This window comes from Acidovorax carolinensis (assembly GCF_002157145.1).
Taxonomy (GTDB): domain Bacteria; phylum Pseudomonadota; class Gammaproteobacteria; order Burkholderiales; family Burkholderiaceae_C; genus Acidovorax; species Acidovorax carolinensis.
In genome coordinates this window covers 2,455,664-2,480,128 of sequence record NZ_CP021361.1, presented here as the reverse complement: position 1 = coordinate 2,480,128, position 24,465 = coordinate 2,455,664, and the positions used below count along the sequence as shown (strand labels likewise).

19 protein-coding genes and 6 pseudogenes are annotated in these 24,465 nt (G+C 64.7%); 6 read left to right on the top strand and 19 right to left on the bottom strand.

The window, feature by feature from the left end; genetic code table 11:
• Positions 1–19: 19 nt before the first annotated feature.
• Positions 20–919 (bottom strand): LysR family transcriptional regulator, encoded by a 900-nt coding sequence (locus CBP34_RS11545; protein WP_094098085.1) that lies wholly within the window; start codon positions 917–919, stop codon positions 20–22.
• Positions 889–1,050 (bottom strand): annotated as a pseudogene (locus CBP34_RS19440) (IS630 family transposase); the annotation flags it as partial. The pseudogene CBP34_RS19440 and the gene CBP34_RS11545, both read right to left, overlap by 31 nt.
• Positions 1,051–1,100: 50 nt before the next feature.
• On the opposite strand from CBP34_RS19440, the pseudogene CBP34_RS11540 reads away from it, so the two are divergent.
• Positions 1,101–2,173 (top strand): annotated as a pseudogene (locus CBP34_RS11540) (IS3 family transposase); the annotation flags it as partial.
• Between the two features lie 51 nt (positions 2,174–2,224).
• Here CBP34_RS11540 and CBP34_RS11535 read toward each other — a convergent pair.
• The 7 genes and pseudogenes from CBP34_RS11535 to CBP34_RS11500 all read right to left on the bottom strand — a co-directional run.
• A pseudogene (locus CBP34_RS11535) lies at positions 2,225–3,172 on the bottom strand (IS630 family transposase); the annotation flags it as partial.
• A 448-nt stretch (positions 3,173–3,620) separates the two neighbouring features.
• On the bottom strand, positions 3,621–4,007 hold the full coding sequence (locus CBP34_RS11530) for a type 2 periplasmic-binding domain-containing protein (protein ID WP_019372880.1): 387 nt from the start codon (positions 4,005–4,007) through the stop codon (positions 3,621–3,623).
• 44 nt (positions 4,008–4,051) lie between these two features.
• Entirely contained in the window at positions 4,052–7,171 is a 3,120-nt protein-coding gene (locus CBP34_RS11525) for an efflux RND transporter permease subunit (RefSeq protein ID WP_088887057.1), read from the bottom strand.
• Positions 7,172–7,180: 9 nt separating this feature from the next.
• Entirely contained in the window at positions 7,181–8,293 is a 1,113-nt protein-coding gene (locus CBP34_RS11520; protein WP_051001391.1) for an efflux RND transporter periplasmic adaptor subunit, read from the bottom strand.
• A complete protein-coding gene (locus tag CBP34_RS11515; protein ID WP_075807007.1) occupies positions 8,290–8,844 on the bottom strand; it encodes a hypothetical protein in 555 nt (184 codons plus the stop codon). Before CBP34_RS11515 ends, CBP34_RS11520 begins: the two co-directional genes overlap by 4 nt.
• Positions 8,845–8,949: 105 nt before the next feature.
• Complete coding sequence (locus tag CBP34_RS11510; RefSeq protein WP_236748577.1) at positions 8,950–10,137, bottom strand: TolC family protein; 1,188 nt, start codon at positions 10,135–10,137, stop codon at positions 8,950–8,952.
• Positions 10,138–10,864: 727 nt separating this feature from the next.
• Positions 10,865–11,200 carry a DUF4148 domain-containing protein gene (locus tag CBP34_RS11500; RefSeq protein ID WP_088887059.1) on the bottom strand — a complete coding sequence of 112 codons (336 nt, stop codon included), beginning with the start codon at positions 11,198–11,200 and terminating at the stop codon, positions 10,865–10,867.
• A 144-nt stretch (positions 11,201–11,344) separates the two neighbouring features.
• Between CBP34_RS11500 and CBP34_RS11495 the strand changes: the two genes are divergently transcribed.
• Positions 11,345–12,031, top strand: coding sequence for a heavy metal response regulator transcription factor (locus tag CBP34_RS11495; RefSeq protein WP_088887060.1), 687 nt, complete (start codon positions 11,345–11,347; stop codon positions 12,029–12,031).
• The gene (locus CBP34_RS11490) at positions 12,028–13,380 is read left to right on the top strand and encodes a heavy metal sensor histidine kinase (RefSeq protein ID WP_040435565.1); all 1,353 of its coding nucleotides are present in this window, start codon (positions 12,028–12,030) and stop codon (positions 13,378–13,380) included. Before CBP34_RS11495 ends, CBP34_RS11490 begins: the two co-directional genes overlap by 4 nt.
• Here the strand turns inward: CBP34_RS11490 and CBP34_RS11485 are convergent.
• A complete protein-coding gene (locus CBP34_RS11485) occupies positions 13,340–15,580 on the bottom strand; it encodes a heavy metal translocating P-type ATPase (RefSeq protein WP_167372733.1) in 2,241 nt (746 codons plus the stop codon). The genes CBP34_RS11490 and CBP34_RS11485 overlap by 41 nt on opposite strands.
• A gap of 94 nt (positions 15,581–15,674) precedes the next feature.
• Here CBP34_RS11485 and cadR point away from each other — a divergent pair, with 94 nt between their 5' ends.
• Positions 15,675–16,118: a Cd(II)/Pb(II)-responsive transcriptional regulator gene (gene cadR / locus CBP34_RS11480; RefSeq protein WP_019372870.1), complete on the top strand. Its 444-nt coding sequence runs from the start codon at positions 15,675–15,677 to the stop codon at positions 16,116–16,118.
• A gap of 178 nt (positions 16,119–16,296) precedes the next feature.
• Here cadR and CBP34_RS19435 read toward each other — a convergent pair.
• Positions 16,297–16,530 (bottom strand): annotated as a pseudogene (locus CBP34_RS19435) (LysR family transcriptional regulator); the annotation flags it as partial.
• Between the two features lie 2 nt (positions 16,531–16,532).
• On the opposite strand from CBP34_RS19435, the pseudogene CBP34_RS19430 reads away from it, so the two are divergent.
• Positions 16,533–16,767: pseudogene (locus CBP34_RS19430) on the top strand (ATP-binding protein); the annotation flags it as partial.
• 125 nt (positions 16,768–16,892) lie between these two features.
• Positions 16,893–17,195: pseudogene (locus tag CBP34_RS20485) on the top strand (DUF4148 domain-containing protein); the annotation flags it as partial.
• A 234-nt stretch (positions 17,196–17,429) separates the two neighbouring features.
• Here the strand turns inward: CBP34_RS20485 and CBP34_RS11465 are convergent.
• The 8 genes from CBP34_RS11465 to CBP34_RS11420 all read right to left on the bottom strand — a co-directional run bounded on the left by CBP34_RS11465 (position 17,430) and on the right by CBP34_RS11420 (position 24,209).
• A complete protein-coding gene (locus CBP34_RS11465) occupies positions 17,430–19,412 on the bottom strand; it encodes a relaxase/mobilization nuclease and DUF3363 domain-containing protein (protein WP_094098083.1) in 1,983 nt (660 codons plus the stop codon).
• Positions 19,413–19,860: 448 nt separating this feature from the next.
• Positions 19,861–20,460 (bottom strand): S26 family signal peptidase, encoded by a 600-nt coding sequence (locus CBP34_RS11455; protein ID WP_041111053.1) that lies wholly within the window; start codon positions 20,458–20,460, stop codon positions 19,861–19,863.
• On the bottom strand, positions 20,457–21,002 hold the full coding sequence (locus tag CBP34_RS11450; protein WP_041111055.1) for a DUF2840 domain-containing protein: 546 nt from the start codon (positions 21,000–21,002) through the stop codon (positions 20,457–20,459). The genes CBP34_RS11455 and CBP34_RS11450 overlap by 4 nt, the downstream gene beginning before the upstream one ends.
• Positions 20,999–21,262 (bottom strand): hypothetical protein, encoded by a 264-nt coding sequence (locus tag CBP34_RS11445; RefSeq protein ID WP_041111083.1) that lies wholly within the window; start codon positions 21,260–21,262, stop codon positions 20,999–21,001. Before CBP34_RS11445 ends, CBP34_RS11450 begins: the two co-directional genes overlap by 4 nt.
• Complete coding sequence (gene parA, locus CBP34_RS11440) at positions 21,259–21,897, bottom strand: ParA family partition ATPase (protein WP_041111085.1); 639 nt, start codon at positions 21,895–21,897, stop codon at positions 21,259–21,261. The genes CBP34_RS11445 and parA overlap by 4 nt, the downstream gene beginning before the upstream one ends.
• A 289-nt stretch (positions 21,898–22,186) precedes the next feature.
• Positions 22,187–23,044 (bottom strand): replication initiator protein A, encoded by an 858-nt coding sequence (locus CBP34_RS11430; protein ID WP_041111057.1) that lies wholly within the window; start codon positions 23,042–23,044, stop codon positions 22,187–22,189.
• Positions 23,045–23,070: 26 nt separating this feature from the next.
• Positions 23,071–23,352 (bottom strand): helix-turn-helix transcriptional regulator, encoded by a 282-nt coding sequence (locus tag CBP34_RS11425; protein ID WP_003107109.1) that lies wholly within the window; start codon positions 23,350–23,352, stop codon positions 23,071–23,073.
• An 83-nt stretch (positions 23,353–23,435) separates the two neighbouring features.
• On the bottom strand, positions 23,436–24,209 hold the full coding sequence (locus tag CBP34_RS11420; protein ID WP_041111060.1) for a DUF2285 domain-containing protein: 774 nt from the start codon (positions 24,207–24,209) through the stop codon (positions 23,436–23,438).
• Positions 24,210–24,465 lie beyond the last annotated feature (256 nt).

Below are 24,465 nucleotides of genomic sequence, written 5' to 3'. Positions count from 1 at the left end.
TGAAGCATCAAGGCGTGAGCTAACGGCCAGGTAACTCCGGCCCCAGGGCCTCCACCCGCTCGATGAAGCGGGCCAGCGGCTGCGAGGGCTCGGCGTCGCGGCGCAGCAGATAGGTGGTCAGCAGGGGTGGCTTCCCCGCCAGCGGTCGGCCCAACACCCCCGGTTCACGGCTGGAGCCGATGTGCGCTGCACCGGCCAGCCCCAGAGCCAGGCCGGCCGAAACAAAGGTCATCATCACGTCGAACGTGGCAACGTACTGCACGATCAAGGGCTCTCTGTCCTGCTTGCGCAGGATGCGATCGATCTGCCGGGCATGGCCCTCGCAGATCGCCGGGTCGCCCAGCACCAACGGGTGGCGCAGCACCTCTTCCGGCGGCACCCGCTTGTAGGCCAGCAGAGGGTGGCGCGCGGGCACCGCCACCATCAACTCGTCTTCCCAGGCTGGCTCGACGATGATGCCGTCGCCCACTTCATCTGCCATCGAAAAGCCCGCGTCATACAGGTCATCGCGCAAGCCATTGAGTTGCTGGGCCAGCGGCACCTCGAACAGGCGAACCTCGGTCTCCGGGTCTTCCTCGCGGCAGCGCGCCAGCAGCGCCGGCAGGCGTGAAGGTGTGATGCCATCGGACAGGGCGATGCGCAACTGGCCGTGAAAGCCATTGGCCCCAGCCTTCACGCTCTCGCGCGCCTGCTCCAGCGCCAGGAACACGCGGGGCGCGCTCTCCATCAGCAGCTTTCCCGCCAGCGTCAGCCGCGTGCTTCGGCTGGTGCGCACGAACAGTTGTGCGCCCAATTCCACCTCCAGTTCCTTGATGGCTCGCGACAGCGGCGATTGCTCGATGTGCAACCGCTCAGCCGCGCGAGCGAAATGGAGTTCTTCTGCCACGGCTAGTGTCCTGTCCCGGTAATACGTGAGCAAAGTCGGTGAAGCTTTTCGAGGATGGAATCGGCGGTGGCTGTCCATCGAAATGGTTGGCAATTCTCGTTGTGCGCAGCGACGAAGTGGTCGATGCGCTGAACGAGTTGTTTGACGCTGTTGAAGTCCCCTTGAAAACCTGAACCACCCGGAAGTAGAGAATTCCCCCAGACGGAGTCTCTACATGAAGAAATCCAGATTCACTGAAGCGCAGATAGTCGGCATCCTCAAGGAGGTCGAGATGGGCGCCAAGGTCGCCGAGACATGCAGGAAGCATGGCGTGAGCGAGCCGACCTACTACAAGTGGAAGAGCCAGTTCTCAGGCATGACGGTCTCGCACCTGGCGCAGCTTCGCCAGTTGCAGGACGAGAACGCCAAGCTCAAGCGCATGTACGCCGACCTAGCACTGATGCACCATGCCCTGAAGGACGTTGTTGACCGAAAGCTCTGACCCCGGAGCGTCGCGAGATGGTCGTTCAAGCCCTCATGAGCGAGCACGGCATGAGCGAGCGACGGGCCTGCCAAGCCAGCGGCATCGCCCGCTCCACACTGCGATACCGGCCTGTTGCACGCGACGACTCCGGGGTCATCACTTTCATCCAGACGCACATGGCGCTGAACCCGCGTCACGGCTTTGGCCTGCTGTACGACAGCGCCCGTCACCAAGGCAAGCCCTGGGGCAAGACGGTGCTCTGGCGCGTGTACTGCGAGATGCGGCTGAACCTGCCGCGGCGCGGCAAGAAACGGCTGCCAGCGCGCATCAAGCAGCCTCTGCAGGCCGCAGACCAGCCCAACCAGGGCTGGAGCTGCGACTTCATGTCTGACGCGCTGTGGTCCGGCAGGCGGTTCAGGACCTTCAACGTCATCGACGAATTCAACCGCGAAGGGCTGCGCATCGAGGTCGACACCAGCCTGCCGGCTGCACGGGTTATCCGGGCCCTGAACGAACTGGTGGAGGTACGTGGTGCGCCACTGTCGATTCGCCTGGACAACGGCCCCGAGTTCATCGCCCATGCCTTGTCCGAATGGGCGAAATCCAAGGGCATTGCTCTCAATCACATCCAGCCGGGAAAGCCGACGCAGAACGCTTATGTCGAACGATTCAACAAGACCTACCGCACCGAGGTGCTCGACTGCTACGCCTTCGATTCACTGCAGCAGGTGCGTGACATGACGGCCGACTGGCTGCACCGATACAACCACCATCGACCTCACGAAGCCCTCGGCCGAATCCCCCCGGTCGAGTACCGTGTCAAACTGTTCCCCAACCTCTACTTCTGACTGGCACAGGAATTCGAGGGGACTTCAGCTGGTGAACGAGCCTCGGCGGATAGCTTTGTCAGTGATCAGAGCGAAGAAGCGCTCCACTTGATTCAGCCACGAGCTATAGGTCGGGATGAAGTGCATGTGCCAACGCGGGCGTATCGCCAGCCACGCCTTGATCTTCGGATGGCTGTGAGTGGCGTAGTTGTCGACGATGCAATGGATGTCGAGATCGGCAGGCACTGCCTTGTCGATCTCGCGCAAGAACGACAGGAATTCCTGATGGCGATGGCGTTCCTTGCAGGTCGCGAGCACGGCTCCGTTGAGCACATTCAGCGCAGCAAACAGCGTAGTGGTGCCATGGCGTTTGTAGTCGTGCGTGACGCCTTCGGCGTATCCGAAGCCCATCGGCAACATCGGCTGGGTACGTTCAAGTGCCTGGCACTGACTCTTCTCGTCCACACAGATCACCAGGGCGTTGTCGGGCGGGCTCAGATAGAGGCCGACGACGTCGCGCAGCTTCTCGATGAAGAAAGGGTCGTGGGACAACTTGAAGCTTTCGGTGCGATGCGGCTGCAGCCCGAAGAGCTGGAAGTAGCGCTGGACACTGCTCTTGGAGATGTGGGTCTCGGCAGCCATGGAACGCACGCTCCAATGCGTGCAACCGTTGGCCGGCTTCGTGTGCAACGTCGTCTTGATCAACTGGGCCACGCTCTCGTCATCGATGGTACGCGGCCTGCCTGGGCGGACATCATCGTAGAGGCCAGCGATGCGGCGCTCAATGAAGCGCGTGCGCCACTTGCCCACCGTGGCATTGCTGAGCTTGAGCCGCTGCGCGATCGAATTGTTGGCTTCGCCGTCAGCGCTGCTCAAAATAATGCGAGCCCTGTCACTGAGGGCCGAGGGCAACGAGCGACTTCGCGCAAACGACTGCAACTGCGACCGCTCGTCGTCGGTCAACGCCAATTCGGTCTTCGGTCTGCCCATCGCCATGTCGATATCTCCATCAGAAAGATACCGCATGAGTACGCAAGATTAATGCCTGTTATTTGCGGGACGGGACACTAGGAAGTAGCGCAGATGTCGTAATTCCATGATATCTACTCCATAGTTTGTGTACGGCGCGCTGCTTTTCTGCAACGCGCCGTCACACATGGCGCTGAAGGCAGCAAAAGCGCGACAGCACCGTCAGCCGAGCCGTGATCTGGCCAGTCGCGGAGCGCGCACTACCAGCCGGAGACGAGACTTGGCAGAGCCACTACACTCATTTCAGTTTTCCATGGCGCTGCGCGCCACCCGCAGGGCATGAAACATAAGAGGAGTCCGCAGGCCGCGGAGCCGGCCAAGTCAGCGAACGCCGTGGCCGGATCTGCGCCGGCCACCGGCGTTGTCCCCCTCACGCAGGAGAGGGGGGATGGTGCGAAGCGACTCAGGGGGTGTTTCACTTCAGCGTGAAGCGGGCGGTCGCCGCCTTGCCATTGACCGTGACGACCGCCACGGCCTTGGTGCCAGGGCCCACCTTGAAGCTGCCGGTGGCCTGCAGCCTATCGCCAGCCGGTTGGAGCTCGACCTCCTGCTTTTCGGCGCCGGTCAACAGTGTGACTTTCGCGCTGGCCTTCGAGACATCGGCAGGCTTGCCGTGGTCGCGCACATGGAGCTGGATCGCTTCGGGCTTGGCGACGAGTTCGTAGTCCATGTCCCTGACCTCGACCACGACGCCGCCGTGCATCGGCTGGTGCTCGTGGGCGTGGTCATGCTTGCCGCCAGCGGCGAAGGCCGCGCTGGCGAAGGTTAGGCTGATGGCAGCGATGGTGGCATGCGTTTTCATGGGTTTCCTTTCGGGCAAGTGAAGAAAATTGGATGGTTTGGGTGTCACAGCGCCTCGGCATCCTTGTCGTTTTCCAGCCGCTCTGCATCCTTGCGGCCGAATAGCCAGAACAAGACGGGTGTGAGGAAGGTGTCGAGCAGCGTCGAGCTGATCAGGCCGGAGAAGATGACCACGGCTACCGGATGCAGCACCTCGGTACCAGGCTGCTCGGCCTCGAACAGCAGCGGCGCCAGCGCGAAAGCCGTGACCAGCGCAGTCATCAGCACCGGGCTCAACCGTTCGAGCGAGCCGCGCACGATCATCTTCTTGTCGAAGCTCTCGCCCTCGAAGCGCATCAGGTTGATGTAGTGACTGACCTTCAGGATGCCGTTGCGCACCGAGATGCCGGCCAGCGTGATGAAGCCGACGAGCGCGGCCACCGACAGGGGCTGGCCCGACAGCCACAACCCGATCACCGCGCCGACCAATGCCAGCGGGATGTTGACCATGATCAGTGCCGAAAGCGTGCTCGACTTGTAGCGGCTGTACAGCACCACGAACATCAGCACCAGCGACACGATGGACAGCAGGCCGACGAGGCGCGAGGCCTCCTCCTGCGCCTGGAACTGTCCGCCCAGCGTGATGAAGTACCCCTCGGGCAACTTGGTTTCAGCCACGACCTTGCGAATGTCCGCCACGATCTCCGACAGCGCACGGCCTGACGCATTGGCCGACAGCACGATGCGGCGCTTGCCATCGTCGCGGCTGATCTGGTTGGGGCCGTCGCCGTCCTCGATCGTCGCGATCTTTGACAGGGGTATGCGTCCCGTCGGCGTCTCGATCAGGATCTGGTTCAGCCCATCAATTGACCGCGCGGTCTCGGGTAGCTTCACCACCAGCGCAAAGCGCCGACCGCCCTCGACGATCTGCGTGATCTTCTCGCCCTCGACCAACGATTGCAGCGTGGTCAGTACCTGCGGTGCCGGCACGCCATACTGCGCGGCGGCGGCGTAGTCGATATGCACCTTGATCTGCGGCGCGAGCACCTGCTTTTCGATCTGCAGGTCGGCGATGCCGGGAATGGCCGCCAGCTGTTGCCGCAGGGCCTCAGCTTGCCCGCGCAACGCATCCAGGTCCTCGCCGAAGATCTTGATCGCGATCTGCGAGCGCACACCCGAGAGCATGTGATCGATGCGGTGCGAAATAGGTTGCCCGATCTCGATGGCAGCCGGCAGGTTGGACAGGCGCGCGCGAATGTCGGCCCGAACCTCGTCCATGCTTCGCGTCAGCTCGGCGGTCGATTTCAGGCCGACATCGAGTTCGCTCACATGCACGCCCTCGGCATGTTCGTCCAGTTCGGCGCGGCCACTACGCCGCCCGACGTGCGTGACCTCGGGCACCTGGCTCACCAGCACCTCGGCCTGGCGCGCCACCGCGGAGCTTTCGGATAGGGTGACGCCGGGGTTCAGTCGCAGGCCGATCAGCAGCGTGCCTTCGTTGAAGGGCGGCAGAAAGGTCGTCGGGAAGAAAGGCACCGCAGCCGTGGCCGCCACGACCGCGATACCCGCCGCGACGATCGCGGCTTTGGGCCGTTCCAGCACGGTCTCCAGGCCGTTGCGGTAGCGCGCCTTCAGCCAGGCGAGCACCTTGGTGTCGCCGTGGTCGAGGTTCTTCATACGTGGCAGCAGGAAGAAGCTCAGCACCGGCGTGATCGTCACCGACACCACCAGCGAGGCCAGCGTCGAGACGATGAAGGCGATGCCCAGCGGCACGAACAGCTTGCCTTCCAGCCCCGGCAGCGCGAACAGAGGGATGAAGACCAGCACGATGATCACCGTGGCATAGAGGATGGCCGAGCGCACTTCCATCGTCGCGCGGCTCACAACTTCGAGCGGGTGTAGCCGCTTGTCGGGGTGTTTCGCGCGGTCTTCCTTCAGCCGGCGCAGCACGTTCTCCACACCGACCACGGCATCGTCCACCAGCCCGCCGATCGCGATGGCCAGGCCACCGAGCGTCATCGTGTTGATCGATAGGCCGAAATAGCGGAAGACCAGGGCGGTGATGAAGATCGAAACGGGGATCGCGGTCAGCGCGATGACCGTCGGTCGCAGTGTGCCAAGGAAGAAGAACAGGATAGCCGCGACGAAGACCGACGCGCCGATCAGCTTGCCTTGAAGCGTGGTGATCGATGCTTCGATGAAGCTTGCCTGGCGAAAGGTAACGCGAGGCGCTTCCATGCCTGCGGGCAGCGAGGCCTTCAACCCGGTCAGCGCGTCCTCGATGGCGTTGGTCAGGGCGATCGTGTCGGCGGTGGGCTGCTTCTGGATGCCCAAAATCACGGCCGGCTTGCCCTCGAAGCCGGCATCGCCACGCTTGATGGCAGCGGCAAAGGTCACCTCGGCGATCTGGCGCAACAGGATGGGCTGACCCTGGCTGGCGGTGAGCGCAAGGTTCTTTAGATCATCCAGGCGTGAGGTGCGCCCGAGGTTGCGGATCAGGTACTCCCGGCCGTTCAACTCCAGAAATCCACCCGAGGTGTTGGCAGAAAAGCCCTTGAGCGCCGCTTCGAGCTGATCGTGCGTGATGCCGAGCTCGGCCATGCGGGCCGTGTTCGGCTGTACCTGGAACTGCCGTACCTCGCCGCCGATCGGGATCACCTGCGCCACGCCCGGCACCGACAGCAGTCGGGGACGCAGTACCCAGTCGGCGTACTCGCGCACCGCCATCGGGCTGATCTTCTGCGGATCGACGGGAATCGCGATCTGCATGATCTCGCCCATGACCGAGCTGATCGGACCCATGCGCGGCACGACGCCTTCGGCGAGGCCTTCCTCCATGGCCGACAGTCGCTCTGAGACGAGCTGCCGCGCGCGGAAGATGTCCGTGCTCCAGTTGAACGTGACGTAGAGGAAAGACAGGCCAGCCGACGAGGTCGAACGCACCGACTCGACGCCGGGCAGCCCGTTCATCGTCGTCTCCAGCGGGAAGGTGATGAGCTGCTCCACCTCCTCGGCGGCCATGCCGCCGGCCTCGGTCATGATCGTGACCGTGGGCTTGTTGAGGTCCGGGAACACGTCCACCGGCGTTTGGGACAGCGTGAAGGCGCCATAGGCCATCAGCACGACGCTGGCGATGATCACCAGCATCCGGTTGGCCAGGCTGTTGTCGAGAAGCCACTTGAACATGCGGACTCCTCAGCGCACCTGGTTGATCAGTGTGGCCCCCTGCGTGGCCACGCGGTCGCCGGCCTTCAGGCCCGACGTGATCGCCACGTTCACACCGTCCAGCGGCTCGGCCGTGACGGTGCGGGGCTCGAATCGCTCAGGCGCGGTCTTCACCCAGACAATGCTCTGATTCGCCGGGTTCTTCATCAGCGAGGCCAACGGCACGGCGATGCCTTTTACCTTGCTCTTGCTCTGCACGAAGACGCGCACCGGTTGGCCTACCGCCAGCGCCGACAGCGCGGCAGCTTCAGCGCGGAAGGCCAACGGCAATGCCTGTTCGCGCAGACTGTGCGCCGCACCGACGAAAGTCAACGGCACGCGCTCCTTGCCGACGGCGAGCGTGGCGCTACCGACATCCGAGCTGATCGCCGCATCGAAGGCGAGCGCCTCGATGCGCAGCCGCGCCGGATCGATGACTTCGAAGATGAGTTCGCGGGAATCGACTACTTGGCCCGCCACCGCGTTGGCGGAGGCAATCACGCCCGAGACGGGCGCAATCAGCACCTCGCGGGTCGCAAGTCCCCCACCCACAGCAGCGATGCGCTCGGTCAGGCTGCGTGCCTCGCTCTCGGCCGCCTCGATGTCCTTGCGCGGCACGGTGTCGGCCAGCTCCTGCAAGCGCGCGACGCGCTTGTCCGCCAGGCTCTTGGCTGCGCGCAGCTCGGCCAGTTGCGCGGCCTGGTTCGATCGCTCGATCGGCGCGGCCGAGGGCACGACATAGGCCAGCACTTCCCCTTTGCGCACCGCCTGTCCGGGATTTGGCAGACCTCGTGGCCCCGGTTCGATGCGGCCCGCATTCAGTGGCTGTACCTTGCCCCCTGCGTTGGGGTCCATCACCACCTTGCCATTCAGCTCGAACGAGCGCGGCAACTCGGCCTCTTCGGTGAGCAAGGTGCGCACGCCGAGTTGCCGCTGCGCGGGCTTGGGCAGAAACACGCTGCCATCAGGTAAGCGTTGTGGGCCATTGGCGTTCGGCGCGGCGGCTGCGTCGCCATGATCATGGCCTTCGCCGGCGAAAGCTGGAGTGGCTGCACCCAGCGACAGAGCGATGGCTATGGCAAGAAAAATGCGTTTCGAGGTCATGCGGCATCTCCAGCATGGCGTTGACGGGAGGACACCATGCGGCGGCCAATGGTGAACAGGGCCGCAAGCGCGGCCACTATGCCAATGGCCCAGGCCGCATAAGGTGTCCAAGGCTTGGAAGGCCCGGCAGCATCGGTATGCGCTTCTTCGTGGTGATCGAGTTCGCCGGCGAGCAAGTCCACCTCATTGCCTGCGGCGACCGTTGCGGTGATCGGCAGTACCCCAGGCCCAGGCTCAGCCGTCAGAACGACCTCGTAAACATCTTCGTGCTTCTCGGCCTTGAACTTTTCACCGGCAACTTCGAGTTCGATCTGGGCGTCTGTCACCGGGGTGTTGTCAGCGGTACGGTCAAGATAGAGGGTGATGTGCTTGCCGTTGAGCACGCCGACAAGTTCGAAGATGTCGGAGACGGCGATGAACCGTGGGAGCGCGGGGCCAGTAGTGGCCGGGGTCGCGTCGCCGTGGTCATGGCCTTCGCTAGCGCGCGCCAGCGGAGACAGGAGAAGGGCCGTGGCGATGCTGAGCACCGCCAGTAGGGGAGAAAGTTTCATGGTGAAGGTTCCAGATGGGATTCCAGATGGATGTGCTGCGTTATTAATAGCTGTTTACGATTGATGGATAAGCTCTGGGTGCCAATTTCACTCATATCCTGCCGTTCACTGCGGCAGCAGGCCCAGTGCCTGGCGCCATGTGGAAATCGCCGAGGCCAGCTCTATGCGGCTGCGCGCCGCCTGCCGTTCGGCCTCGGTGGCTTCGGCTTCGATGCGCAGCCGTGTCGGAAGATCGGTCTCGCCCAGGCGGAAGGATTTGTCGAAGAATCCGCGCGTCTCACGAGCCAAGGTGGCGCGGCGTTCCGCGGCTGCAAGCTGCGTGCGTGCCGCATTGACCCGGACCTCTGCGGCCTCCCTCTCCGACTGCAACCGCGCACGATCCAGCGCGAATTGGGCCTGTGCTTCCACAGCATCGGCCCGAGCAGCCGCCACGCGGCTGTCGTGGCGAGGGCCTGCGCCGAACGGAATTCGAATGCCCACCGTGATGGCTTGGTCGTAGCGCTCGCCGAATGCCCCACGTTCCCGCGTGGTGGACAGTGTCAACTCCGGGTTCGCCCGCGACTGCTTGGCGGCCAGGGCCGCGGTGCGCTCGGCCACGGCGGCACGGTCTTGCAACTCGTTGAGTGCAGGGTGTATTGGCATGTCTGACGAGGTGGGTTCAACCTCGGCAGGCGATGTACCCGTAGGCGCAGCGAGGGCAACACTGCCGGTCAGCGCCTTCAATTGCTGCTGCGCCGTCGTCGCTCCTGCCTCGGCCTGCGCCACGGCCGCTTCGGCTGCGGCCACAGCACCGTCGGCCTGGTGTTGGTCGGCCTGCGCCAGGTCGCCGGCCTTGGCGCGCCGCGCAACGTCGGTGGCGATGCGGCGAGCATTGTCCAGTTGCCCACGTGCGATGTCGGCGTCGATGCGCGTGCGTTCCCAATTCCACCAGGCCTCACGTACCGTGGCGGCGAGTCGCAGTCGCGCCGCTTCCACACGGCTCTCCACGGCCGCAGTCTGCGCATCTGCCAGTGCACCGCTGTTGCTTCGCTCACCTGGCAGCCACAGAGGGATGGCGATGCCGGCCTCTAGCTCACGGGCACCGTCGTTGCGCGTAAGCCGGTCCGTCTTGTTACTGATTTCGAGCGCGGGTGGCTCGGGCGTCCATGCCGCCGCCGCACGCCGCTGCGCTTGGACGGCATCACGGCGCATCAGCAGCGCCTGCGATTCGGGCTGCCGCGCCCAGGCTGCGTCGAAGACGTCCTTCAGGTTGGCTGGGAGCGCTTCCGGTTGGGCATATACGCCGGCGTTCACGCCGGCCAAGAAAGCGGCAAGTACGGCTTGCCGCAGACGGATTGATGTTTTTGTCTTCGGATACATCCGATGCTCCAGTGTTGAGGGGGATACACGGGAGACCGGCGAATAGCGACCATACGGCCGCGCCACATCTGAACGCCCACGTCAGCAGGCGTTCGGACGCGAACGGGAATCAGAAAAGGAAGACCCCGCCTCGCCGATCAGGCAAGGTGAGACCACTTGGGGCGCTCGGGTCTAAGGGAGTGGTACGCAGTACATGGCTCATCGTTGACCGCGATGGATGGACTGGGTATTTGTTCGAATCGCAGTGACTCGACACGGAGCAGCATGCCAGCGTATTGCCCGTGGCAGTGCCCGCAGTCATGACTCACGCCGAGCGTGGCATCGCTGCTGGAAACCGTCGTATCCGATTCATCGAGGAGCGTGGAAGCATGGCCGTGCGCAGCATGGTCATGGTGTCCGAGATGGCTCACCGCGGAGCCTAGCTTGTGCACGCAATAGCCAGCCACCGCCGCCCAGGTTGCCTGGGTAGGCAGTAGTACGAGCAGAAGTATGGCGAGCCAGCGGCGCATGGAGAAAGTGTAGCAGTAGCAATGTCAGTCCAGGAGCAACGATGAGGGGGTGTCTCTCCGGCCACCTCAATGCCCAGCGAGGTGCTGCTCGCTTTGATGAGGCGAGGCGGCATGGAAACAAACTCTGGCAGAGTGCGCGGGTGTCAGCAGTGTCAACCGCCGGAATACAGTTCCAGTCGCGCACGCTGTGCTTCCGGTGCTTCGCTACGCATCTCATCGACAACCTGCTGGCGCGTCTTCGGTGCTGCGGAACTCTTGATCGGCACCGACCGTCCACGCTGCATCAACGCGAGCGTACCGTCCTTGCGGGCTGCATCGACCTCGGCCATCAGCTGGGCGCGTGTCTTGGTGCTCTTGAAGTGATCGGAGTGATACGTAAAGCCTTGCTCCGTAGGCGCCGGATGCCAGAGCGAATCGGCCTGGGCCGTCATGGGCAGCGCCGTAGCCAGGACGATGGCCTTCAGGGCGATAAGATGGGTCAGTTTCATTGCATGGTCCTTTCCAGCGTGATTTGCAAAAAATCGATATTCCCGAAGGCATGAGCACAATGTAAGAACCGACACCGAACGGGAGTAGAACGTACAGATGACAATTTGGACAGGTTGCGAGCGACCGTGGAAGGAACGGCACGCATGAAGCTGCTAATCGTGGAAGACGAAGCCAAGCTCGCGGACTATCTTCGCAAGGGGCTCTCTGAAGAAGGCTACGCGATCGATGTGGCTGCCAACGGAATCGATGGCCTCCACATGGCCTCGCACGGCAGTTACGACCTGATCGTGCTCGACACCATGTTGCCGGGCATCGATGGCTTCGGCTTGCTGGCCGCGCTGCGGCAGAGCAAGCAGACGCCGGTGATCATGTTGACGGCCCGCCATCGCATCGAGGACCGCGTGCGCGGACTGAAGGCGGGAGCGGATGACTACCTCGTCAAGCCGTTCGCCTTTTCCGAGCTGGTGGCCCGCATCGAAGTGCTGCTGCGCCGCGTTGCTGGCACTGCGCCCGCACCCGATGCGCTGGTGCTGTGCCTGGGGGACTTGCAGGTGGACCTGGCGCGGCGGCGCGCTACTCGGGCCGGCCAGCGCATCGACCTGTCGGCAAAGGAGTTCCAACTGCTGACGCTACTCTTGCGCCGCAAGGGTGAGGTACTGTCGCGCACAGAGATCGCCGAGCAGGTGTGGGACGTGAACTTCGACTACGGCACGAACGTGATCGATGTTGCTGTGCGTCGGCTGCGGAACAAGCTCGACCTGCCCTTCGAGCGTCCGCTGCTGCACACAGTCCGTGGCATGGGCTACATGCTCGAAGATCGTCAGCCGTGAGACTGCGGCCTGCCGGATCACTAGGACGGCGGCTTGCCCGCTGGCTCGCCTTTCTTACGCTGGCCGGACTCGCCTTGATCTGCTTGGGCGTCTACACCGTCACCGCACTGAGTTTCAAGGAGCGGCAGATGGACACGCTGCGGCAGAAGCAGCTCCAAGTGAGCCATCTCATTGCCGAGGCGGGAGAGTTGGACAACGACACGCTTACGCACAAGCTCAATGACGCCATGGTCGGCCAGCAGGACGTGATGGTGATCCTGAGCGGTGCCGACGGCAGTGTTCTTTATGCCAGTTCAGCCGTTCCAATGGATCACCGCACGATCGACATGCGGTTCGAGGCCACGAACGGCACCACCTCCATCCAGGCGGTGCTGATCCTGGACGCCAGCGAGGACGATCGCGTGCTTGAGCGCTTAGCCCGCACGCTGGTCACGGCGGCGCTTGCTGGGACAGTGGTGATTGCCGTCGGTGGATTCACGCTGGTGCAAATCGGGCTGCGTCCAGTACACGATCTTTCGGCACAAATCCAAGCACTGGAGGCCGATACCCTGCACCAGCCTCTGGATGGCTCCGCTCAACCCGACGAACTGGTTCCGCTGGTGGCCCATGTCAATGAGTTGCTGAAGCGTCTGCACAAGGCCTATGAACAATTGGAAGCATTCAATGCCGATGTTGCCCATGAACTGTTCACGCCGTTAGCAACCTTGATGGGAGGCACCGAGATCGCTTTGCGCAAGGCACGCGACGCCGACGCGCTTCGGGATGTACTGGGTTCGCATCTCGAAGACCTCCAGCGCATGTCGATGATCGTGCAGGACATGCTCTTCCTGTCGCAGGCCGACCGCGGAGCCGAGGCCCGCCGCGAACACGTCGACAGCCTGGCCGATGTTGCGGGCGCGGTGGTGGACTTGCACGAGGCGGCCATCGAGGAAGCCGGTCTTCAAGTCCGTATCGACGGCGATGCCACATGCACGGCCGACGTGCGCCTGCTGCAGCGCGCGCTATCCAACCTGATCGGCAACGCAACCCGGCACGCGCATCAGCGCAGCACCATCTTGGTGCAGATCGACCGGCTGGACGACGAGGTGGCCCTACGGGTGGTGAACCAAGGTCACACCATTCCGACTGAACATCTACCCTACCTGTTCCACCGCTTCTACCGGGCGGATGCAGCGCGGTCGAACGCCGCCCGCAATCACGGACTGGGCTTGGCCATCGTGGCCGCCATCGCTCGCATGCACGGAGGGCGGACCGTGGCGGAATCAAACGGTGGCGTCACGTCCATCGGACTCACGGTGCCTGACCCTTTCAAGCCTTCTGCACCGCACCCAGAAGCCGCAACCCGTTGAGCACAACCAGCAGGCTGGCTCCCATATCGGCGAAGACGGCCATCCACATCGTTGCTCCGCCAAAAAGGGCAAGCACGAGGAAGACGGCCTTGATACCAAGCGCCAGCGTGATGTTCTGCCACAACACCGCGTGCGTCGATCGCGAGAGCTTCACTGTCTCGGCAATGCGTCGCAGGTCGTCGTTCATCACGACCACGTCGGCTGCTTCCATTGCTGTGTCGGTTCCGGCCGCACCCATCGCCACGCCGATGTCGGCCTGGGCCAGCGCGGGCGCGTCGTTGATGCCGTCGCCGGTCATCGCGGTCGGCCCCAGGTCTCGCTGCAAGGCCCTGATGGCTTCCAGCTTGTCCTCGGGCAGTAGATTGCCGCGTGCCTGCTCGATGCCGGCTTCGTGTGCTACAGCCGTGGCCGTGGCTTGGTTGTCGCCTGTCAGCATGACGGGAGTGATGCCCAGCGCTTGCAGCGATGCGACCGCCTCACGAGACGAAGGCTTGATGGTGTCAGCGACGGCAAACAACGCGATGACCCGCTCCGGACTGGCCAACAGCGTGACGGTTCGGCCTGCCTCTTCGTGCTGCTTCAGCCGTTCCTCCAGCGCCGGTGAGCACTGTCCGCGCTCTTCGATCAAACGGTGGTTGCCGAGCACATAGCTCACGCCGCTGACCTCTGCTTGTGCACCGCGCCCCGCCAGCGCCGTGAAATTCTTCGCTTCGACGCCATTCGGCTTCAGTCCGGCCGCGATCGCGCGCGAGACTGGATGGTCGGAATGGCTGGCCAACACCACGGCGACGTGTTCCGCGTCCGCCGACTCCGTCTGCGAATCGACGACGGCCCAGTCCACCAGCCTCGGCTTGCCCTCGGTGATCGTGCCGGTCTTGTCCAGCGCAATCGCCTTGAGCTTGCGCGCCTCTTCAAGGTAAATACCTCCTTTGATGAGAATGCCGCGGCGGGCGGCTGCCGCGAGCCCACTGACAATAGTCACCGGTGTCGAGATCACCAACGCACACGGACAGGCAATGACCAGCAGCACGAGCGCCTTGTAGATGGCCTGCATCCAGGTCCAGTCCAGCAGCCATGGTCCGAGCAACGCGACCGCCAGCGCGAGCACGAAGATGGCTGGCGTATAGACAGCCGCGAACCGGTCGACGAAGCCCTGCGTAGGCGCGCGCGTCGATTGCGCTACTTCGACAGCGTGGATGATGCGCGCAAGCGTTGATTCCGATGCGAGGGCCGTGACTTCGAACTCGAAAGTGCCCGACTCGTTGATCGTGCCTGCAAAGACGGTATCGCCAGCCGTCTTGTCGACAGGAATACTCTCGCCGGTGACAGGGGCCTGGTTAATGCTCGTCTGACCGGAGCGCACCACACCATCCATTGGCACGCGCTCACCGGGTTTCACGCGCAGCACTGCACTGACGGCGATCTCGGCCACCGGCAGGGTAGTCCAACTGCCATCGACTTGCCTCACCGATGCCTGCTCAGGCGCCATCTCCAACAGGCCCTTGATCGCATTGCGCGCGCGATCGACTGCCCGCGCCTCGATCGCCTCAGCGATGGCATACAGCGCCATCACCATCGCAGCCTCGGGCCACTGGCCGATCGCAAACGCGCCTGTCACCGCGACAGTCATCAGCGCATTGATGTTCAGGCGACCATGCCGCAGGGCCGTCAGTCCCTTCTTGTAGACATCAAAGCCGGCTAGCCAGATCGCTACCGCCGCCACGGCGAGGCCAGCGGCGCGCCAGATTGCGGTCTCCGGTGCGAAATACCCGATCAACTCGGCAGCGATGGCCATGATCAGCGCGGCAGCCAGCTTGGGCAATTGGCCTCGGACGCCTTCGTGATCGTGGCCGCCTTCCTCCGAATGCACCTGTCCTGCGCCTGCCGCAACGACCGGCTGGGGGTCAAACCCCACCTTGCGAATGGCCTCCAGCGCTGGCGCAATGGACGGTTCGTCAGCATCGACGGTCAGCATCCGCTGGCCGAGTTGAAAGCGCAGCCCACGGATACCTGGAACTCCGTCGAGAGCTCGGCGGATTTCCGACTCTTCCGCCGCGCAATCCATCGTGGCGATACGAAAACTGCGGCCGCGCGTGGCGGTCGGAACACGGGAAATAGGTGCCGTGTCGATGGAGCAGGCGCCGCAGCAATCGTTGCTGCGAGCGTCCGCATAATCTTGGTCAGTGTGAGTGTTTTTCATGGACGATCCTTTAACCTTTCCCATATTGCAAACCCTGTAGTCGGTGTAGAGTCAAGCCCATACTGCCTTGAAGACAGGCGGAAAGGGGCTGCTGATGAAGATTGGAATCTTGGCCGAAGCCACGGGAACGCCCGTTGAAACCATCCGCTTCTACGAGCGCGAAGGTCTGCTGCCGCCTCCGGCGCGTGCCGAAAACAACTACCGTATGTACTTGCCGGTCCATGTCGAGCGGCTGGCATTTGTCCGGCAGTGCCGCAACCTCGACATGACCCTCGACGAAATCCGCGCGCTGCTCGCGCTGCGGGAATCACCCGCGCAGGATTGTGGCGACATCAACACGTTGCTCGACGAACACATCGGCCACGTCGCGCAGCGCATCCGGGAACTTCGCGCGCTTGAGGCAGACCTCAAGGCGTTGCGCGCGCGCTGCATCGCACCGCATGCGGTCACCGAATGCGGCATCCTCAGTGGCCTCGACACCGCGGCTGCGGCGGGGCCGGAGCTAGCTAGGCGACGTCATGTGCATGGCGCGCACTGAGGGGTACAGCGGCGCATAGACTGTCGCCATCTGGGCCAGTCATCGCGGTTCGGCCAAGGGCTAGAGTCGGTTGCAGCACATCTGCTTGACATTGCGTTGACTTCAGGGTTTGAAATGGCACCGTCAAAACTCGACGTTGATTTTGTCAAGCCATGCCCGGCATACCGGCCTCACTGCTGCGGCTGGATGCAATGCGCGCAGCGCCTACCAGTCCCAGGGCCAGCCCTACGGAAACCAGTGTCATCATGACATCGAATGTCGCCACCCGGTGCGCGATCAACGGTTCCAGCGCGGTCTGTTGGCGCTGGAAGTGATCCACTTGGCGCGCGTACCCTTCGCAGTTTGCCGGGTCACCCAATGCCAATGGGAAGCGCAGAACTTCATCCAACGGAATGCGCCTATAGGCCAATAGCCGTGGAAAGCACCGGCGCCGACATCGATGCCAAGACCCTGCCCCGGCTGTTCAACCGCTTCTACCGCGCCGATGCTTCCAGGGCCCATCCGGATTCCGACGGCTCCGGGCTGGGTGTGCCCATCACGCGGGCCATCGCCGAGGCCCATGCCGGCCAGGTCACGGCGACCTCGGGCCAGGGGGCGAACCTGCTTCGCTCTGGTGTTTCCGCATCGCGTTGCCAAGCCCCGAAGCTGACAACAATGTCATCGGGTTGTCTGGGTTCTGTTGGGTAGGGGTTTCTACCATGAACACATCTCCTCAACGCCCGCCCAAGGCATTAGAGATGCAAGTTTCATCCAACCTCGTCAGGAGCTTTGACCATGACCCAACAACGCCTCTCCCTCTCCTCCATGATCGCCGCCGCGGCCGCAGTGGCCGCCCTGGGCCTTCCGGGGATGGCTTCGGCCGCATACGAGCACCCTGCCAACAACGAAACCGGAGTCATCGTTCACCCGGAGCACTTCAAGAGCGAGAAGACACGAGCACAGGTGATTGCAGAAACCAAGGCTGCCATGCAACAAGGCCGCCTTTCCTACGGTGAAAGTAATTACCCGATCGGCACGCCCACACCCGATGCAGGCTCTGGCAAGACGCGAGCACAGGTGATTGCGGAAACCAAGGCTGCCATGCAGCAAGGCCGCCTTTCCTACGGTGAAAGTAATTACCCGATCGGCACACCCACACCCGACGCAGGCTCTGGCAAGACGCGAGCACAGGTGATCAACGAATTGCAGAACGAATCGCCTGCCGAACGCAATGCTCGCCTGCGTTTCTACTCCCGGGGTTGATGGCCCCCCAGTTGGGATTGCAGTGGACTGCGTTGAATCCATTTTATGGGATCGTTGGGGTCGGCCTGACTAGCCTCGGGACAGCCCAGGCCGCCGCCCAATTTCCCATGAAACCCCACCGCTGCGCACCGTCGCGGCGATCTGCCGCCCCAGCCGCTGTTCAATCACCGACCGCCACGGCACCAAGCTAAATCCCATGCCGTCATCGAGTACGGCGTAGCGTCCGCTGGCGAGCATGACCGAGCGCCGGTAGATGCCAGCCACGCGCTGCCCGTCGGCCACCGGGCGATGCTCTAAGCCGGTGTCGGCCGCAATGTCTTTGGCGACCTGCGCCAGGTCCTGGTTGCGCAGCGTGCCCAGCAGGTTGCGCGCGAGGATCACACGCTGCCCGTGCCGCTCGGCCAGCCCCTGTTCGGCCAGAAAGTCGGCGCGTTGCTGCATCGCCTGTCTGGCCTCGCCACCAAAACCCAGGTCGCCCAAGCCCGAGCCACCAGCGATCAGTTGCTGGTCGAGCCAGGTGGCTCCGATCACGCGGGCCTGCCGCTCGATGGGCAGGTGCGATTTCAGTTCCACGGCCACGCCGCCCAGGCGCTGTGCGTCATAGCGGCGGCCCTGTTCGGCCAGGTCGTCCGGCACCTTCCATAGCCCCTCGGCCACGCGCTCCACGATGCCTGCGCGGCGCAGGGCTTCCAGCCGGCGGACGTGGGCCGCGACGACTTCCTGCGGATCGCGGCCGGGCACGGCTTGACCCTGCGCAACGGCCAGGTGATGGTCGGTGCGGTATAGGCCGCCGCTCGCCAGTGCGGTGATGTTCTTGTCGGCAGCGCGCACGTCAGCCGATCCCTTCACCTCCACCACCGCGCCGGTCGGATAGTTCGCCAGTTCGTCGCGGGCATTGAGCGCGACGTAATGGGCTTTGCCGTCCACGCCGTCGATGACCAGATAGCCCCGGTCGCGCAGCTCGTCGGCCAGCCCCTTCGCGGCCACGCGACCGACGATGGTTCGGCCATCGTCCCCCGGCTCGAACACCGCCAACTCGCGCGGCTCGCCACGCATGGCCCGCTGCATGGTGCGGATGATGTCGCCACGCTCGCCCAGGGCACGCAAGGTCTTCTCGGCGTCGGCATGGAAGGCCAAGGTGCCCGGCCGCAGCTCGTCGGCCAGGCCAAGGCGCTGCAAGCGTTGCAGGCGGCCGATCAGCAGCAGGCGCTGACGTTGCAACCGCGGTTCGTTGAGGCGTTCGACATGCACTCGGCCATCATCGCCGGCCTCACGTTGCAGCGTGCGGTCGAGGCTCGTCCATCGCTCTTGCTCGACCTCGCGCTGCAAAGTCTGCTGGATCTCCAGTTCGGTGCGCGGCCCCAGCCATTCGGTCGCCAGTTCGGCGGCGCGATGGCGGAAGCCATCGGCGATGTAGTCGCCCGCGATGATGAGGTCTTTGCCGGTGTCATCGCGCCCGCGCACGACGATGTGCGTGTGCGGGTTGTCGGTGTTCCAGTGAGTGACGGCCACCCAATCGAGGCCCGTGCCCAGGTCGGCCTCCATGCGGCCCATGAGGTGCCGCGTGTAGGTGCGCAGGTCTTCCAGTTCCGCGCCATCCTCGGGCGAGAGGATGAAGCGGAAATGGTGTCGGTCGTCGGCGCAGTGTTCCTTGAAGGCGTCGAGGTCGGCAGCATCGGTCTGCGGCCCATAGGCTTGGCCCGGCTCGCCATCGCGGCCCACACCGTCGCGCTCGATGTAGCGCAGGTGCTTGGCGAGCGACTGCGGGCTGGCCTGGCGTTGATTGACCAGCAGCGTCTTGATGGTCACGCGCCGCGACATGGGCGTCAGCTTTGCGCCCGCGAAGCGCGCGGCCGTGTGGCCGCGCCCCAGGCGCGAGCCGGGCCGCTGGCCGGTTCCGGCACCCTTGCCGGCTCCTCCGGGACGGCGCACCGAAGACTTGCCGCTGCTGGCCTTGCCGGTCTGCTTGAGCACCTTGGAGACGAAGCCTTGGCCCCGATTCTTCGGGGCGCTGGGGCGGATGCGGAAATCATCGTCGCGGCGGTCGGTCATGGCCGCGCTCCCTGCAAGCCCCGGCGTGTCCGGTCGTGCGAAGCACGCGGACATGCCTGCATTGGTGCGGGCCACGCGCCCCACGCGGCACGGCGGCGAAGCCGCCCCGTGCCGCGCCACCCCCACGTGCAGACTGGCTTTGCGGGCGGCCAGGTGTCGCCCCCTTTTGTCTTGCCTTCCGCCTTTGCCCTTCGCTGTCGCTCCGGGTGTCGGCGGTCCGGCGGCGCTGTGCTGCTTGCAGCTAGCGCGCCGGCGAGCGCGCCAATGGCCGCAGGCCGGGCGCGTTCGAGGCAAGACGCCTGCACATTGGACGGCTGCGCCGGATGTTGCGCGAAGCGCGGCGCGGATGCGTTCGCGCTGCACGCGCGACGACATGGCAACAGCATCCAGAACGACATGCCAGATGGCACGATGAGATGCACGGTGACGTGCAGCGAATCGGCGGCCATCATGAGCGTGTCTCCAGCCAGACCGGATGCGCGACGCCGATCAGGACGGATGCGCTGACCGGCCCGAAATAGCGGCTGTCGAACGATGCCGGATTGGTCACGCTCAATAGGAACAGCTCGCCCTCGGCCAGCGGGCGGCAATGCGGCCAGGATGGCAGCGGCCGGCCCAGCCGATCAGCAGGCAGCGCGGCGGCCGTAGGCACGCCGTCGATGCGTACCTGACCGGCGACGATGCAGACGTGTTGCGGCGCGACCGCGCCCACACGTTTGAGCAGCGGAACGTGTGCCGGCAGGTAGCCGCGCTGCGCAGCGAGCGCGGCAGCGTCGGCAGGCAATAGGGTCAAGACGATGCTGCCCACGGACAAGGAACGTGGCAGCGAGGTGGCCCGATGGTCGAGCGGCTTCACGCGATACCAGCCGACCGGCACGCTGTCGGACGGGTTGTAGATCAGGCGCGGCAGCGGCTGCACGAACGCCGCCCAGGCCAGCGCAGCGAGGCCGCAGGCGGACAGGCCAGCCAGCACGATGCGAGCGCGCAGGCGCGAGCGAGGATGCGGCGCGGCTTCGGGCGTGCGTGCGACAGTGGAATGGACCGTCATGGCAGCGCCCTCCCGGTCAGCCAAGCGGCGTGCCGCTCGGCGGTGTATTCGGGCAGCGGCAGACGGGCCGCCAGACGGTTGCCCAGCGTGCGCCAGTACGCGGGCGAAACGTCGATGGCGGCGATGCCCTGCGCGCCGATGCCGTCGATGCGTTCGAGCACGGCACGCACCGCGTTCTCGCCTTCGGCGTGCAGCAGCAGGCGTGCGCCGGGCCGCACGCCGGGGATGCGCTGCACGTCGTCCAGCGGCGTGCCAGCCTGCATCACCATGAGCTGCCAGCGGATCGTTCCGTAGTCGTTGGCCTGCCAGCGAATGCGGCAGAACATCGCGCCCGGCAGGAACACCGCGCAGCGCCGCCAGCGGTCGAGCCGCAGCATGCGTGCCGGTTCGCCGAAGCGCAGGTAGAGCTTGAACTGCGGTTCGATGTAGGCCAGCGAAACGCGCGTCAGCGGCACGCTGCCGACGAGGCCAGCGAGTACCGAAGGCGCGCGCAGCGGCGCAGCCGTGGCCGCGTGCGCCGCAGGTAAAGCGGATGCGTTCATGGCATCTTCTCCGGGGGAAACTCCCGCTCCAGCAGGCCGCGCAGCAAGTCGGCCACGGTCACGCCCTGCGTGAAGGCCGACACCTTGATACGCGCCCGCAGCGCGGGCGTGATGTCGAGGGTCAGGCGGGCTGTGTAGAGGTCGCCCTTGTTCAGCGCATCGGCATCGCCCTGGCGAATCCACGCCTCGGCGTGTGGATTCGTGGGCGGACGCGCGCCAATGCCGACGCGCTTGGCGCGTGGTGACGGTTGCGCTGTCATGTCGGCCACCGCAGCAGTTCATCCACCAGGGCGGTGATTTCGCGTGCGGCGGCGCTGTCAGGTGCCGTTTCGCGGGCGAGTCGGCCAGCGGCCACGCTGTCGGCGAACACAATGCGCTGATGCACTTCCGCGCGCAGCGCAGGTAGCGGCTGGTCGGCGAGCGCCTGGCGTGCCTCGCGCCCGATCACGGTGGTGCTGACGCGCCGATTGATGACAAAGGCCGCGCGCAGCGCAGGCCGAAAGACTTGCGCCTCTCGGATCAGCGCCACCATCTCGGCGCTGGCCCACAGGTCATAGGGGCTGGGCTGCACCGGGATCAGCACGCGCTCGGCCGCCAGCAGCGCGGAACGCGCCAAGGCGGCGATGCGCGGCGGCCCGTCGATGACGACGTGATCGGCCCGACTGGCGAGTTCTGGCGCTTCCTGATGCAGCGTTTCGCGTGCCAGGCCCACGGCGCTGAACAGCCGTGGCAAGCCTTGCTGACTTCTGCGCTGCGCCCAGTCGAGCGATGAACCCTGCGGGTCGGCATCCAGCAGGATGACGTGCTGGCCACGCATTGCCAGTTCGCCGGCGATGTGTGTGGCGAGCGTGGTCTTGCCGACGCCGCCCTTCTGGTTGAGCAGAGCGACGATCATGGCGTGGCCCTCCATGCTGGAAAGCCTTGCTTTGATCGGTCTGCAAAACCTGTCGGCTGGTGGCTGGTATTACCTGCCGTTTCTGGCCGCGTGGTGGTTGTCCACCGCAGCGGCGTTGCCCTACTAAAAGTTAGAGAAATTAAGTTAGGGAAGTTAGAGGGCGCGCAAACCCAATGCTGGCGCGGGTTTGCGGCCGATCGGCACGCCTGATAGCACGATAGTCCCACGCCTGATAGCACGATACCCCGCACGCCTGATAGCACGACACCATTCACAGGCTCTCCCGGAGTTATCCCCGTGCCGTATGCGGCACTGGCCGGAACGTCAGCAGCTCCATGCCGTTGTCCGGCATCCGCTCGATGCCCAGGACGTAGCCGGGCAGCGACTGCCGCGCGACCAGGGCGCGCAGGTCGCAGGCGAAGTCGTAGGGCTTGGCGGTGCTGCCGGATTTCTGGTGCAGGTAGCGGAAGTCGAACTGCCAGCCGTATGCCTGCTTGCCGCCGTGCTTGCGGACGAGCCGGTACAGCCACCGCTCGATGCCGCCGGTCAGCCGGAAGTACGCCGGGTCGATGGTCAGCACCAGGGCGGCGTCGAGCACGCCGGCATAGAACCAGTCCGGCAGGATCAGTTCGATGCCCAGCGGCGTGCCGCTGGCATCGGCCAGTTCCTTCCATTCGTTGATCCACGAAAACCGATGCAGACGCCGCCCGGTTGTCTCGCGGATGGACGTGGCCACCGTGGTCGATTGCAGCCGGTCGAGTGCGGCCTTGAGGCGCTGGTAGTCGCGCAGCGACTTGCCGCGCCCGATGAAGCGCAGGATCTCGTAGGGCGTGACCCGCATCAGCCGCGACGGGCGCAGGCCCGCGTCCTTCGCTTCCACGATCTGCGAGGCCGCCCAAATGAGGATGTCCGCATCCCAAATCGTGGCGATGCCGTGCTCGGCGGTGCCTTCCACGCGGATCGTCACGTTGCCCGCGCGGAAGTCGATGGGTTTGACCCGCTTGGACTTGGCGAGCGAGAAGAAGGGATAGGCCATCAAGTCCTGACTGTCGCGCGGCGCCATGTCGCCCGGCAAGGCGCGGAACAGGTCGAGCTGTTCGCGCTCTTGCAACGGCCGCTGCCGGGACGGCAGCGCAGGGCTGGACATGGCGATGGCCTGCCGCGCGCCGCCGATCAGCGCGCACGGCTGTCGGCCGAGTGGTGCTCGGCGTATTCGGGATCGGAGGTCGTCTCGAAGCTGCGGTCGGCAGCCCAGGCATCGAGGTCGGCCACGGCGTACATGACGCGCCTGCCGAACTTGCGAAAGCGCGGGCCGCCACCGATCACGCGCTGCTTTTCCAGCGTGCGCGGCGACAGGCGCAGGTACTCGGCGGCTTCGTCGTTGGTGAGATAACGCTGGGGCTGCGCGGCAGCGGTCGAGACAGTGGCGGCAGGCCGCAAGGGAGCGGGACGCATGGTGTGAACCTCCATCGGTTGAAAGCGCCCGGCCACACAGCGCGACCGGATGGAGGCAGTCTCAGAAAACGCGGCCTTCCTGCTCAGGGTCGTTTTGCGTCGTCTTCAGAACGACCCTTCTCAAGCGGCGGAAGCTGTGCTAATTGGCGGTAGCCGCCGCGCATCAGCGCATCGCCGCGACGCGCCAGGCGGCGCACCTTGGAGCGCAGCCCGCCATCGCTGTACCAGTCGGCCACGGCTTCCACGCCAAACAACCCTTCGCCCACCTCGCGCAAGGACGCACCCGCCAGGGTCGCGTCAAGCGCCTGCAAGGTGTGCAACTCCAGCAGCGCGGCAGGTGTTGGCCTGGGCTTGGCGGCAGCCAGTGCCGCGTCGGGCGCATGGCCGCGCGCAGGCACGGCAGCGCCGCCGCGGCGGGCATAGACCACGGCCTTGCCATCTTCCAGGCCGGGTGCCAGTGCGTAGCGCTGGCAATGGTCTGGGCTGCGCGCGATCAGCGTCAGCCCCTTGCCGTCGTGGAGCAGTTGCTTATGACCCGGAAGGCTCCAGAACGCGAAAGCCGTGGCATCGGGCGGTGGGTCGGCATCGGGATAGAGCTGCACCACGGCGGCATGGCCGGGCAGCCAGACCGGATGCGCGTCGCGCGCATCCAAGGTCGGGTCTTCCAGCAGGCGCAAGCCCCAGCGATGCGCTGCCTGCTGTGCCACCTGTGGCCGGCGATGACGGCGCAGCCAGTCGAGCCGGTAGTCGGGATGTCTGCGCAGGTACTCCCAGGCCAGCGCGAGCGCATCCAGCCATAGGACATACAGGTACGCAGCGGTCGGATACCAATGCGCGACGTGATGGGGATCGACCATGACGCAACCTCCTGCGAACAGGACTCGCCGCCACGGCAGAACTCCGCGCTACATCGTCATCGTCAGAATGTCATGGGTCAAAAAAGTGGATGGGGCTGTCAAGACCGATTGGCTCCGATGCGTTGCGGTATTCGTCTCAATGCTGCGGCGGCAGCGTCCCGACCTTGGGACGCGGTATAGGCCAGCCTGCCGCAGCCCGCGCCCGGCATCATGTCTATTTGGATCAGACTGGCGTGGCTACGCCGCAAGAATGCCG